The 12,862-nt window shown below is 61.8% G+C and carries 14 protein-coding genes; 6 read left to right on the top strand and 8 right to left on the bottom strand.

What is annotated here, in order from left to right; genetic code table 11:
- Positions 1–48: 48 nt before the first annotated feature.
- Together X750_RS150760 and X750_RS150755 are read right to left on the bottom strand one after the other, a co-directional pair.
- Complete coding sequence (locus X750_RS150760) at positions 49–837, bottom strand: peptidoglycan-binding protein (RefSeq protein ID WP_023705444.1); 789 nt, start codon at positions 835–837, stop codon at positions 49–51.
- Positions 812–2,557 carry a HAMP domain-containing sensor histidine kinase gene (locus X750_RS150755; RefSeq protein ID WP_023747496.1) on the bottom strand — a complete coding sequence of 582 codons (1,746 nt, stop codon included), beginning with the start codon at positions 2,555–2,557 and terminating at the stop codon, positions 812–814. The genes X750_RS150760 and X750_RS150755 overlap by 26 nt, the downstream gene beginning before the upstream one ends.
- Before the next feature lie 532 nt (positions 2,558–3,089).
- On the opposite strand from X750_RS150755, the gene X750_RS150750 reads away from it, so the two are divergent.
- A complete protein-coding gene (locus tag X750_RS150750; RefSeq protein ID WP_023747497.1) occupies positions 3,090–3,458 on the top strand; it encodes a DUF5330 domain-containing protein in 369 nt (122 codons plus the stop codon).
- Positions 3,459–3,574: 116 nt separating this feature from the next.
- Entirely contained in the window at positions 3,575–4,003 is a 429-nt protein-coding gene (locus X750_RS150745) for a SufE family protein (RefSeq protein WP_023673679.1), read from the top strand.
- Between the two features lie 127 nt (positions 4,004–4,130).
- On the opposite strand, the gene X750_RS150740 is transcribed toward X750_RS150745, so the two are convergent.
- Both X750_RS150740 and X750_RS150735 read right to left on the bottom strand, forming a co-directional pair.
- Positions 4,131–4,556 (bottom strand): MucR family transcriptional regulator, encoded by a 426-nt coding sequence (locus X750_RS150740; RefSeq protein WP_023673680.1) that lies wholly within the window; start codon positions 4,554–4,556, stop codon positions 4,131–4,133.
- Between the two features lie 412 nt (positions 4,557–4,968).
- Positions 4,969–5,343 (bottom strand): hypothetical protein, encoded by a 375-nt coding sequence (locus X750_RS150735; RefSeq protein WP_023747498.1) that lies wholly within the window; start codon positions 5,341–5,343, stop codon positions 4,969–4,971.
- A 114-nt stretch (positions 5,344–5,457) separates the two neighbouring features.
- Between X750_RS150735 and X750_RS150730 the strand changes: the two genes are divergently transcribed.
- The 3 genes from X750_RS150730 (at position 5,458) to X750_RS150720 (ending at position 8,764) form a co-directional block, all read left to right on the top strand.
- A complete protein-coding gene (locus X750_RS150730) occupies positions 5,458–7,605 on the top strand; it encodes a S9 family peptidase (protein WP_023747499.1) in 2,148 nt (715 codons plus the stop codon).
- Positions 7,602–8,228 (top strand): LysE family translocator, encoded by a 627-nt coding sequence (locus X750_RS150725; RefSeq protein ID WP_023692796.1) that lies wholly within the window; start codon positions 7,602–7,604, stop codon positions 8,226–8,228. The genes X750_RS150730 and X750_RS150725 overlap by 4 nt, the downstream gene beginning before the upstream one ends.
- 146 nt (positions 8,229–8,374) lie before the next feature.
- Positions 8,375–8,764 (top strand): SET domain-containing protein-lysine N-methyltransferase, encoded by a 390-nt coding sequence (locus X750_RS150720; RefSeq protein WP_023673684.1) that lies wholly within the window; start codon positions 8,375–8,377, stop codon positions 8,762–8,764.
- Between the two features lie 20 nt (positions 8,765–8,784).
- Here X750_RS150720 and X750_RS150715 read toward each other — a convergent pair whose 3' ends face one another.
- The 4 genes from X750_RS150715 to X750_RS150700 all read right to left on the bottom strand — a co-directional run bounded on the left by X750_RS150715 (position 8,785) and on the right by X750_RS150700 (position 11,928).
- On the bottom strand, positions 8,785–9,735 hold the full coding sequence (locus X750_RS150715) for a cytochrome c (RefSeq protein WP_023747500.1): 951 nt from the start codon (positions 9,733–9,735) through the stop codon (positions 8,785–8,787).
- Between the two features lie 9 nt (positions 9,736–9,744).
- Complete coding sequence (locus tag X750_RS150710) at positions 9,745–10,182, bottom strand: cytochrome c (protein ID WP_023684552.1); 438 nt, start codon at positions 10,180–10,182, stop codon at positions 9,745–9,747.
- Between the two features lie 159 nt (positions 10,183–10,341).
- Positions 10,342–10,944: a superoxide dismutase gene (locus tag X750_RS150705; protein ID WP_023673687.1), complete on the bottom strand. Its 603-nt coding sequence runs from the start codon at positions 10,942–10,944 to the stop codon at positions 10,342–10,344.
- Positions 10,945–11,049: 105 nt separating this feature from the next.
- Entirely contained in the window at positions 11,050–11,928 is an 879-nt protein-coding gene (locus tag X750_RS150700; protein ID WP_023747501.1) for a branched-chain amino acid aminotransferase, read from the bottom strand.
- Between the two features lie 167 nt (positions 11,929–12,095).
- On the opposite strand from X750_RS150700, the gene X750_RS150695 reads away from it, so the two are divergent.
- Positions 12,096–12,758, top strand: coding sequence for a haloacid dehalogenase type II (locus X750_RS150695; protein WP_023702205.1), 663 nt, complete (start codon positions 12,096–12,098; stop codon positions 12,756–12,758).
- Positions 12,759–12,862: the final 104 nt, after the last annotated feature.

Raw genomic sequence — 12,862 nt, forward strand, 5'->3', positions numbered from 1 at the left:
GGCGTCTTAGCCGGATTTTCGTCTATCCGCGAGCGGTCGTCTGACCACTCAATTGGTCAGGCCGATCTCGCGCATCTTGACGTAGACGACCTCGTCGGGCTCGCCCGTTTCCGGCAGGCCGAACAGCGACTGGAATTCCTTGATCGCCGCCTTGGTGCGGGCGCCGACGACGCCGTCGAGCTGCATGTCGTCATTGCCGAATGCCTTCAGGCCGGCCTGGATCTTGACGATGCGGGCATCGGGCGCCTGGGCGGATACCGACGCGGAAACCGGGATGGGCGCAGGCGCGGCCTCGGGCGCGGCGACGGGAGCAGCGGCCATATCCACGGGCCTCGGCACAGGATGCGGGATGCCAGCCGTGGTCTGCTTGGCGCCGAGCTGGTCGAGCAGCACAGCATCGATCTCGCCGGACGCCGGCAGGCCAACCTTCTGCTGGTAGGCTTGGATCGCCTTTTGGGTATTCGGCCCGGAAATGCCGTCGACCGTTCCCGTGTAGAAATCGAGATCCTTCAGGATGCCCTGGACCTGCTCGACGGTCGGGTCGCTTTTGACCGGTGCCGGGCCGGGCCGCAGGATGTTGATGGTGGTCTCGGGTTCGTCCGCGCCGGGGTGCGGAAAACCCTCGATGCTGCGGGTGGCGAAGAAGGCGCCGGCATGCGGAAACGGCTGGTACCACAGCGCGTTGGCGGAAACGTAGAAAAGCGTCACCAGGAAGGCGGTCGACCCGCCGACCAGGACCGGATTGCGCGAGATCGCGCCGCCGAGCGCAATCGCGCCGGCCTCGAACGCGCCGCTGCGGCGCTTGACCGCCTTAGGCTGTTTTGCGGAGCGAGCCATTCCTGTCCCCTTTCGCGTCGCCTTTCGTCCTGGTCGCGGGCATCGGCAGCACGCCGTTCCTGTCGGTCGCGCTCCTCTTCGGCCCGTTCACCGGCAGGCTGATCGTGACCGTCGTCCCCTCGCCCGGCATGCTTTCGATGGACATCGTGCCGTCGTGCAGCGCCACCAGGCCCTTGACCAGCGACAGGCCGAGCCCGGTGCCCTCGAAGCGGCGCGTATAGTCGTTCTGGATCTGCATGAACGGCTTGCCGAGATTGACAAAATCTTCCTCGGCGATGCCGATGCCGGTGTCCCTGACCCAGAAATGCAGCCGCGAGCCGATCCGCTTGCCGCCGACGACGACATTGCCGCCATCGGGCGTGAACTTGACCGCATTGGAGACGAGGTTGATCAGGATCTGCTGCACGGCACGACGGTCGGCATTGATCTCGCCGGCGTCCGGCGCAATCTGCGCCTGGAGACCGATGTTCTTGGCATTGGCCTGCAGCTGCATCATCGACTGGCACATCTCGACCGCTTCGATGAATCGGAACGGTTCGGGCTCGGTCGCGTAGGCGCCGGCCTCGATCCTCGAGACATCAAGGATGGAGGTGACGACGGCAAGCAGATGCTGGCCCGACTCCTTCACCAGGCTGACATACTCCTTCTGGCGCGGGTCCTTGAAGCCGCCGAACATCTCATGCAGCAGCATGTCGGAAAAACCGATGATGGCGTTGAGCGGCGTCCGAAGCTCATGGCTGACGACCGCCAGGAAGCGGCCCTTTGCCACCTCGGCCGACGCTGCGGCCTCATTGGCGGCAGCAAGCTCGTCGCGCAATTCGGCAGTTTCGTCGTTCTCGCGCAGCAGCAGAGTGAAGGTCTCCTGCTGCTCTTCGGCGCGCATCAGTTCGAGCTGAAATGGCCGGTAATTGTCGGCCGTCGAGGCGCTGCCGTCCTGCGGCAGCCTTACCCGAAGATCGAGCCGGCGCGCCAGGGCGCCATCGCGCATGTCGGCAAGCGCGCTGAGATAAGCGACGCGATCGGACAGGTGGATGCGGTCGAACAGCCCGGCGCCGAAAAGCAGTTCCGGCGGCAGCTTCAGGATGGTGCGCGCCTTGGCCGAGGCATCCAGGACCTCGCCATGCCGGGCGACATGCAGGACAACGGCGTCGATCATGTCTTCAAGGCGGTCGTTTGGAAGGAGCGCGGGCTGCGCGCGTGCGGCATCGCCGAGGGCCGCGAGCCGGGGAACCAGCGTCAGGCCCCAGGCGAGCGGCAGCAGCCAGTGCCACGCCGCGACTTGCGCCCCTCCGAGCGGGACGACAGAGCCGACAAAGGGCTGCAGCAGCATTGCGGCCAAGGTTGAGAGGCCGCCCCAAAGTGCCGCGCGCTTTGAACCGCCGATCCACCAGGCCTCGAATGGCAGTGCCAGGGCCAGCAGCGCAACCGGCGACGCCAGGCCGCCTGCTGCCGCGACGGCGCCGGCAAGGGCAAGACCGCCGGCGGCAAGGGCAACCTGGGCTGCCAGCGTCATCTTGCCCGACGCCGCCACCAGCAAGGCGGCGAACCAGCAAAGACCGAAGGCGGCGAAAATGGTTGCGACGGTGACGGCGGCGCCCATGCCCGAGGTGACCAGTGTCACCGCCGCACCGGCGGCGAAGAACGGAGCGGCAAGCATGATGCCGATGAACCGGCGCTGGCGCAGGCGATCGCCCTGGCCGATGATGGCCGGATGGACCATGCGTTCGCAACCGGCCGCCAGCGCGCCAGGCAGTTCAATATATCTGGCAGTTGTCAAACTCAACGCACTCGCACCCGGTCGTGACTGCCCCTGCTTTGCAGGTCGCTTTTGCTTGTTTGAAACTCGCATCCAGCGTTTAAGGAATGAATAAGGCTGACCGGAACAACGAGCGCGCTGCGGCAAAAATTGGAGCGCCGGCACCGGAATGCACCGCCATTTGTAGCCATAGTAAACGGAGCGTTATGTGCAAAGGGCGTGCCCGTGGCTGCGAAACCCTGAGCCGGCATGCCTGCTCTTCTGAAGATATCCATGCGCAACAATCGCTTAGATGGTTACTGCAAGGTTAAGAAAATTGTCGGCATTTGAGGCTAATGCACTGCAAAACGCCTCGCTTCGAATTTGCCTAAAATTTGAGGAAAATTTTCACTGAGCAGGAAAGCCGTCCTTTGCGCCTCATGTGCCATTGTCGCTGATATAAAGAGGTCATTGCGCATGGACGCATGATCCGGTCATTGGACGAGAGGGCAGATCGATGGGCTTTTTGATAAGAATGGCGTTCTGGTTTTCGCTGGTGTTGCTGGCGCTGCCGCTGACCGTCGGCCCCGACGAGGATGGCCGCGAGAGCGTCGGGCCGTTCCAGGCGCTTTTTGCGGCGCGCGAAGCGGTCGGCGACATCGCCGGCATTTGCGAGCGTAAGCCGGACGTCTGCGAAACCGGCAAGTCGGCGATGCATACGATCAGCGCCCGGGCCAAGGAAACCGCCAAGATCGCCGCCGCCATGCTGGACGACGAGAGCGCCGAGACCTCGCCCGATACATCGCTGGCCACCGGCAGCGTCGCCAAGGACATCGTGCTGCCGGCGACAGTCAACATACCTGCCAAGCTGGTGGCGAAGAACTAAACACCGTTTCAGCTGTATCTACAGCGACACCGCAGGCCGGTCGGACCTCTCGATGCCTGCGGTGCTTTTCTTATTTTTCCGTGACGCCGCAGCCGCGGATGACTATATCCCGAGCAATGGCCACGACGATCCAGACGATCCGCGACGACTTCTCCCTGCTCGACGAGTGGGAAGACCGCTATCGCTATGTCATCGAGCTCGGCGAAGCGCTGCCGCCATTTCCCGACGCCGAACGCAACGCCGCCAACAAGGTGCCGGGCTGCGTCAGCCAGGTCTGGCTGACCACGAGCCGAGCGCCGGGCGCCGATCCGGTCATCACCTTCACAGGCGATTCAGACGCTCATATCGTGCGCGGTCTGGTCGCCATCATGCTGGCGCTGTTTTCGGGACGGACTGCCAGCCAGATCCTTGAAACGGACGCAGAGGCGACGCTGAGGTCGCTTGGCCTCGACGAACATCTGTCGCCGCAGCGGGCCAATGGCCTGCGCTCGATGGTCAAGCGCGTCAAGCGCGACGCCGAGATGGCTCTCAAGCAGACTGCTTGATTGCTCTATCTTCTCTTCTTTCGACGCAATTCCCAAGAGAAAGCGCTCGGCAGTTTTCCTGGAATTGTTCTAGAAACAAAAACGGCGCCGTAAGGGGCGCCGTTGATCTTGTCCATTGGAGCCGGTGTTACCGTCCCTTGCGCTTGCGGCCGAGGCCCATCTTCTTGGCCAGCTGCGAACGGGCAGCGGCATAGTTGGGGGCAACCATCGGATAGCTGGCGTCGAGATTCCACTTCTCGCGGTATTCATCGGGCGTCAGACCGTAATGGGTCATCAGGTGGCGCTTCAGCGACTTGAACTTCTTGCCATCTTCAAGGCAGACGATGTAATCGTCATGAACAGAGCGCTTCGGGTTTACCGCAGGCTTCTGCTTGTCGGCCGGAGGCTGTTCGCTTGCTCCGCCCACGCGCCCGAGAGCGGCATGGACATCAGCGATAAGGTTCGGCAATTCGCCGACCGGCACGGGATTGTTGCTGACATAGGCTGCCACCACATCGGCGGTCAGCTCGATCAGCGCATCGCTATTTCTGGAAGGTGTTTCGACGATATCCATGGTTTAGGCCCCAACGAAGGATGTTTCTGTTTGCGCCCTTTTTGGAAGATCGGGCATGGCGCGAATTTCACGCGGGAAGAGCTTCATGGATTCGCGTCCGGGCATCTTAATGAGCCCACAGACAAAGTAAGTCAATTCGCATCTTGCGCTATATTCAACGATATTCATCGAATAGTCGCTCTTCAGCTTCAATCTTTCGTGCACTCTGTAACTTCGCGATATTTTCTGGTCGGACCAGGACTAGCATGACGTAAGGTCACGCCATCGCTAAATCATCAGGGACTCATAAAATGGGCAGCGATGCTTGGTCTATGCTTCAAGGTTTGGGCAGCTGATTGTCGGATTCGTACCAAACCGCAAGTTGCAAAGCGTTGGCGAAACCCGCCGAAGAAGATCTTCGGTCTGACCGGATTCAATACGGCGTGAGGTATTTTCCATAGACCCAGCCACTAACAAAAGCACCATTTTGCGCCGGGTCGTGCCAAACTTGACACCATTGATAGCGAATTGCCTGTTTCTGTTTCCAGTGCGGCTGGCCGGCGATCTCCAGAAGATTCAAGCCGCTGGTGCACTTGCCGGTCATCTGCAGGATCGTCCCGTTGGGATAGGCGGCCTGCTTCTGCGAGGTGCCGGACGGATATTTGCGAACGTTGAGCGTGTCGCCGAACGGCACGCCAGCCACTTGCCAAGCGGCGAACGCGGTTGCATGAGACTGGCCGGTGAAAGCCAGAACGGTCGAAGCGACGACGGCGAGAGCCGCAGCGATGTTGATATGGAAATTCATCATCCTCTCCTTTTGGCTCATCTCCCGAGCCCGCCGCAACCAATACATCCCGGCCCTTGAACCCGCGCTGATCGGCGTGTTCATTTGCCATTCAAGTAATTTCTTCAGTGAGACGCAATGACCAAAACCTCAGCTTTTCCGACCGCGAGCCCGCCGAGCCCCGAGAAACACCCCGTCTTCGACACGCATCACGGCATTACCCGCACAGATGACTATGCCTGGCTGAGGGCCGAGAACTGGCAGGCGATGTTCAGGGACCCTTCCCTGCTTGAGGGCCGCATCCGCGCCCATCTCGAAGCCGAAAACGCCCATCAAGCAGTGCTTATGGCCGATACGCTAGAGCTTCGGAAGCAGCTGTTCGGCGAGATGAAGGGGCGCATCAAGGAAGATGATTCGACGGTGCCGATGAAGGATGGCCCCTATGCTTACGGCTCATCCTTCAAGCTTGGCGGCGAACAGCCCCGCTATTTCCGCATGCCGCGCGATGGCGGCGATGAGCAGATCCTGCTCGATGGCGACGCGGAAGCCGAGGGCAAGCCCTATTTCCGCCTCGGCGGCGTCGACCATTCGGCCGATCACCGCAAGCTGTTGTGGGCGTTCGACGACAAGGGCTCTGAATTCTTCACACTTCGCGTGCGCGATCTCACCAGCGGCAAGGAACTGAGCGACCAGATCGAGGCCACCAGTGGTGGCGGCGTCTGGAATGCCGCCGATGACGGTTTCTTCTACACAAGGCTCGACGACAATCATCGTCCGTCCAAGGTGCTGTTCCACGCGCTCGGCGGCAGCCCCCTTAATGACCGGCTGATCTATGAGGAAACCGATCCCGGCTTCTTCATGGATGTCGGCGGCACGCGCTCCAACGAATGGATCATGATCGGGATCAACGATCACGAAACCTCGGAATATCACCTGATGCGCGCCGATGAGCCTTTCGCCGAGCCAAAGCTGGTGGCAAAGCGCGAGACCGGCCTGCAATATGATCTGGAAGAAGGCGGCGACATCTTCTTCATCCTCACCAATGCCGACGGCGCCAAGGACTTCAAGATCATGACGGCGCCGGCTGATGACCCGGTTCGCGCCAACTGGGAAGAGCTGGTGGCGCACGAGCCAGGCCGGCTGATCCTGTCGGTGGTCGGCTTCAGGGATCATATGGTCAGGCTCGAACGCAAGGAAGGGCTGCCGCGCATCGTCGTGCGCGATCGCCGCAGCGGCGAGGAGCATCTGATCTCGTTCGACGAAGAGGCGTTCTCGCTCGGCCTGTCGGGGTCCTATGAATACGACACCGAGATCATGCGCTTCACCTATTCGTCGATGACGACCCCGGCGCAGGTCTTCGACTACAATATGCGCAGCCGCGAGCGTGTGCTGCTGAAGACCCAGGAAGTGCCGTCCGGTCACAATCCGGATCATTATGTCACGCGCCGGCTGATGGCGCCGGCCGCCGATGGCGAACTGGTGCCGGTCTCGCTCCTGCATCACCGCGACACGCCGCTCGATGGCTCCGCGCCGTGCCTGCTTTACGGCTACGGCTCTTACGGCATTGCCATCCCGGCGGCGTTCAACACCAACTGGTTCTCGCTGGTCGACCGTGGCTTTGTCTTTGCCATCGCCCATGTCCGCGGCGGCAAGGACAAGGGCTATGGCTGGTATGACGACGGCAAGCGGGCGCACAAGATGAACACGTTCACCGATTTCATCGCCGTCGCGCAGCATCTCGTCGCCGAGCGTTACACCCAACACGACCGCATCGTCGCGCAAGGCGGCTCGGCCGGCGGCATGCTGATGGGTGCGATCGCCAACATGGCGCCGCAAAATTTCGGCGCCATCGTTGCCGAGGTCCCCTTTGTCGACGTGCTGACCACGATGCTCGACGCAAGCTTGCCGCTGACGCCGCCGGAGTGGCCGGAATGGGGCAACCCGATCGCGTCGGCGGAAGATTACCAAACGATCGCCGCCTACTCACCCTATGACAATGTCGCCGATCACGACTACCCGCCGATACTGGCGCTGGCCGGCCTCACCGATCCGCGCGTCACCTATTGGGAGCCGGCCAAATGGGTGGCGCGGCTGCGCGAGCGCAAGAGCGGCGACAATCCGGTGCTGTTCAAGATCAACATGGATTCCGGCCATGCCGGCGCCTCCGGCCGCTTTTCAAGGCTGGAGGAGATCGCCTATACCTACTCCTTCGCGCTCAAGGTTACGGCCAAGCCCGAACCCGAGGTTACGGGCAAGGCTGAGAATGCAACGGAGGCGTCGCAATGATCGATCTATCCACCTTGACGGCTTACATAGCGGTTGTGCTTGGCTTTGTGTTTATTCCAGGCCCAGCCACGCTTTTGACGGTCGCGCGAGCGACGAGTTCCGGAACCAGGGTTGGCGTCGCGACGGGCGCGGGCGTCGCGGCTGGCGATGTGTTCCATACCATCATGGCGATGGTCGGCATTTCGGCGATCATCGCCACTTCGGCAACGCTGTTCAGCGTCGTAAAATACATCGGCGCGGCGTATCTCGTTTACCTCGGCATCCGCGCAATCATCGAGAGAATACCGGCCGACCCTACTGCCGGCGCACTCGCGATCTCCGCCAGCAAGGCGTTTCGTCAAGCTGTCCTGACCGAAGTGCTTAATCCAAAGACGGCGCTTTTCTTCCTCGCCTTCCTGCCCCAGTTCGTGCGGCCTGAAAACGGATCGGTGATGCTCCAGCTGATGACGCTGGGCATAATCTTTGTTCTGCTCGGCCTTTTCAGCACAGTCGTCTTTGCCGTGAGTGCGGGCCGGCTCGGCACGTTCCTGCGCCGCAATCCGTCGGTGGTGAAATGGCAAGGCAAGGTGGTTGGCGGCATCTACTGCGCGTTAGGCGTCCGTCTGGCCTTGCAGCAGCGCTGATGTCGATGCGAAAGGCGCGCCCGTCGAGGCGCGCCGATCGTCACTTTTTGAATTCCAGGCTGCTCATTTTCACTCGCATTTGCAATGGCTGCGCGCTACCCAATGCGCGCCACCTTCCAGACCATGACATACGCAAAGGGGCCACTATGTTGCTCGTCGACACCTATCTCGAGAAATCACCGATCCAGGGCATCGGGGTTTTCGCCAGGAACCACATTGCCAAGGGCACGCTGGTCTGGAAGCTCGACCCCAGATTCGACCGGATCATCGACGTCGAGACCTATGAAGGCGAGAGCGGCCCGGTGAAGAACTATCTCGACCGTTATTCCTATCCAGACCGCCGGGATCCGAACTACATCGTCTTCGAAGCCGACGACGCCCGCTACATGAACCATGACGACGAACCGAATTGCGACGTCTCCTCGCCCGAGGAAACCTATGCCTTGCGCGACATCGCACCCGGCGAGGAACTGACCTGCAATTACAGCCATTTCTTCGAGACGGGCTTCGACTTCCTCGGCGATCGCCACCTGTAGATCGCCACCTGTGGCCGGGATCACTTGGCCGGCTTGCTGCGCACCGGGTAGCCGTTGGGATGCGGCGGCACCGCCTTGAGATAGGCGGCTATTGCCGCGCGATCTTCCGGCGGCAGTTCGGCCATGTTGCGCTGCACGTCGACCATGGCGCCGCCGACCGAATCGAAATCAGGGGTAAAACCGGTTTCGAGATAGTTGGCGATGTCGGCTTCCGACCAGTCACCGAGCCCGCCTTCGCCCGATGTGATGTTCGGCACGATGCCGCTGCCTTCGGCGGCCGCCGCGCCAGCCAGCCACTGGCTCCTCCTGGTGCCGCCGGTGATGTCGCGCGGCGTGTGGCATTCGCCGCAATGGCCGGGCCCCTCGACCAGATAGCGGCCGGCGAGTACCAGATCAGGCGTGCCATCGGCAAAGGCAATCACCGGCTCTTTGCTGAGATGGAGCCGCTTCCACAGGCCGAGGCCGCGGCGGATGTTGAAGGGGAAAGTCAGGGAATTGTCGGGCGCCTTGCCGGCGACCGCCGGCAGCGTCTTCAGGAACGCATAGAGATCGGCAATATCAGCCGGCTTCATCCGGGCGTAGGACGCGTAGGGAAAGGCCGGATAGAAATGCTCGCCCGACGGCGACACGCCCTTCAGCATGGCGTTGGCAAGGTCCTCGACCGTCCAGGCGCCGATGCCGTCCTTGGGATCCTGTGAGATGTTGGGCGGCACGAAGGTGCCGAACGGCGTCTTGAGCTCGAGGCCGCCGACCAGTTGCAAACGGCCGTCGCCTTGCGAGCCCGGCTTGGCGTGACAGGAGGTGCAGCCGCCGGCATTGAAAATGCGCTTGCCCCTGGCGGCGTCGCCGGGGCCGAGCTGCGCCAGGGTGTCAGTGTCGAGCTTGACCGGCGCCGACAACAGCCAGCCGGCGCCGGCACCGACGACGCCCAGGACAAGGGCGGCGCCGACAAATTTTTTCCACAAGGGCATTGCCCGGGATCAGCTCTTCTTCACCCGATAGGTCTTGTGGCAGGTGCCGCAATCACTGCCGAGCGTATCGATCTGCGCCTTCAGCGCATCGACATCGGCGGGTGCGGCGGCGACTGCGGCCTTGACGTCGGCGAGGTACTTGTCTTCGGTCGATTTGAAGCCCGCCATGTCTTTCCAGATTTTGGGCGAGGCGGTGGTATCACCGCTGTCGCTGCCGGCCGGGAACAGCGTGTCGACATCGAACTTCTCGGCATTGACTTGCAGCGCCTGCAGCGCCGTCAGCACGGCGGCGGCATCGAAGTCTGCCTCGCCCTTGGCGATTTTTGACAGGCCGCCGACGATCTTGCCTCGTTCCTTCATCAGTCCCTGTCGGTCGAGGATCGGGTCGGCAAAAGCCGCCGAGGCGGCGAGGCTGAGCATAGAGATGGCGATAACAAGCTTTCTCATTCAATTGGCTCCAGGATGATGAGGGGTCGCGACCTAACGTTAACGGAGGGCGGGCCGGGATTATTCCCTGTCCGCCGGCCAGATTCTGCCGAATTTTGTGTGCCTGCTGCTTCAGCTGAGAAAGAAAAGCCCCGGAGTACCGGGGCTTCTCTGGGTCGATCAGGCTTTCGCCTCTTCGTACATTTCAAGGACATGGTCCCAGTTGATGAGGCTGTCGACGAAGGCCTCGAGATATTTCGGCCGCGCGTTGCGGTAGTCGATGTAATAGGAATGTTCCCAGACATCGACGCCGAGGATCGGCGATGCGCCATGGACGAGCGGGTTCTCGCCGTTCGGCGTCTTGGAGATCGCCAGCTTGCCGTCCTTGACCGAGACCCAGGCCCAGCCCGAACCGAACTGCGTGGTGCCGGCGGCGATGAAGTCGGCCTTGAACTTGTCGTAGCCGCCGAGGTCGGCGTCGAAAGCCTTCTGCAGGGCGCCCGGAAGCTTGTTGCCGCCGCCGCCCTTCTTCATCCACTTCCAGAAATGGATGTGGTTGTAGTGCTGGGCTGCGTTGTTGAAGAGGCCGGCATTCTTGCCGAACGACTGTTTGACCACCTCTTCGACCGACAGATCGCCAAGGCCCGCTTCGGCGGCCAGCTTGTTGCCGTTGTCGACATAAGCCTTGTGGTGCTTGTCGTGGTGATACTCCAGCGTCTCCTTCGACATGTAAGGCTGCAAGGCCTCGTAGTCGTAGGGCAAGGCGGGCAATTCAAAAGCCATCGGTCATACTCCTCATGGAAAAATCCGGTGCGGATACCGGATTAAGATAGGGCTGCATTGATCTGGAACAACTCCGGAATGAAGCGCCAATTGCCTTTTAGCGGCTCAACCGGCGGAAGTCGAATGCGCCCATTCCCAATAAAGGTCGCGCGCTTTCTTGGCCACCGGCCCGGGCTGCAGATCGCGGTCCTCGATGCGGGTGATCGGCACGACCTTGGAATGATTTCCGGTCGAAAATATCTCGTCGGCTTCAAGAAAGTCGCGCACCGACAGCATCTTCTCCGTGGTGTTGAAGCCGTAATCGCCAAGCAGCGTCATGGTGCGCGAGCGGGTGATGCCGGACAGGAAGGTGCCGTTGGGCGCCGGCGTCAACACGTGGCTGTCCTTGACCAGGAAGATGTTCGAGGTTCCGGTCTCGGCGACATTGCCCAGCATGTCCAGCACCAGCGCATTGTCGAAGCCGCGTCCCTTGGCTTCGAGAATGGCGCGGCCATTGTTGGGATAGAGGCAGCCGGCCTTGGCATTGGTCGGCATGGTCTCGATGGTCGGCCGCCGGAACGGCGACACGGTGATCGAAAAGCCGGTCGGCGAGATCATCGGCGATTCGTAAAGGCAGAGGCAGAAACGGGTCGAGGCCGGATCGGCCGGCACGCCCATATAGCCGCCATGCTCGGCCCAGTACATCGGCCTGATGTAGACCGCTGTCTTGCCGTCGAACTTCTTCAGCCCGTCCCAGGTCAGGCCGACGATCTGGTCGACGTTCATCGATGGCGCGAGGCCGAGCGCGATCGCCGAGGCGTTCACTCTGGCGGCATGCAGTTCGAGATCGGGGGCGACGCCTTCGAACCAGCGGGCGCCGTCGAAGACGCTGGTGCCGAGCCACATGGCGTGGCTGCGCGGACCCAGAATGGCGACGTTGCCTTCGTACCAGTCGCCGTCGACGAAGGTCCATGTCGCCGATAGCGCCGCAGTCGCCAGTGTCATTGTTCGGTTCCGCTTCAAAGCTGCCTGTGCCAAGCATTGGAAGATGCTTTGACCGGCGCCGTCAACCGGCATGGAGCGGTTTTTGTTGAGGCCAGAGCGCCCAACAAAGCGATCAAGACTACAATCGATGCTTGCACCTTGCGCCGCCTGCCCTCAAAACTGTCGCCATGCATTACGCGGCTTACGTTTTCGACGCCTATGGCACGTTGTTCGACGTGCACGCAGCCGTGCGCCGTCATGACGGCGAGATCGGCCCCGACGGCCCGCTGCTTTCGGAAATCTGGCGCGCCAAGCAGCTGGAATATTCCTGGGTGCGCACGCTGATGGGCGGCTATGCCGATTTCTGGCAGCTCACCGAACAGGCGCTCGATTTCGCCCTGCTCAAGGTTCCCTCCGCCGACAAGGGACTGAAGGCCAAGCTGCTCGAAGCCTATTGGCGGCTCGACTGCTATCCGGAAGTGCCGGCCGTGCTCAAGGCGCTGAAAGCATCCGGCGCCAAGCTCGCAATCCTGTCCAACGGCTCGCCCGAGATGCTGGAAGCGGCGGTCAAGTCGGCCGCCCTCGACCAGGTGCTGGACGATATCTTTTCGGTCGACGCCGTCAGGCGCTTCAAGACCGACCCGTCGACCTACGACATGGTGGCGACGGGCTGGCGGCTCTATCCGGGCGCCGTCTCGTTCCAGTCGTCCAACCGCTGGGACATCGCCGGCGCCACCAAATTCGGCTTTCGCACCGTGTGGATCAACCGCGCCAACCAGCCCGAGGAATACCGGGATTTCCCGCCGGCGCTGATCCTGCCGTCGCTTGACGGCCTGCTGACCGGCGGCTGATCACTCTGTTGCCTTCGAGCAACAGTGGCAGAGCGGTCACAGCTTCGCCTTTGTTTGTCCACCCTCAGGCCAGAATCGGAACCGCCTATCGCGTCAGGCATTGG

Source organism: Mesorhizobium sp. LNJC391B00 (genome assembly GCF_000502535.1).
Classification (GTDB): Bacteria; Pseudomonadota; Alphaproteobacteria; order Rhizobiales; family Rhizobiaceae; genus Mesorhizobium.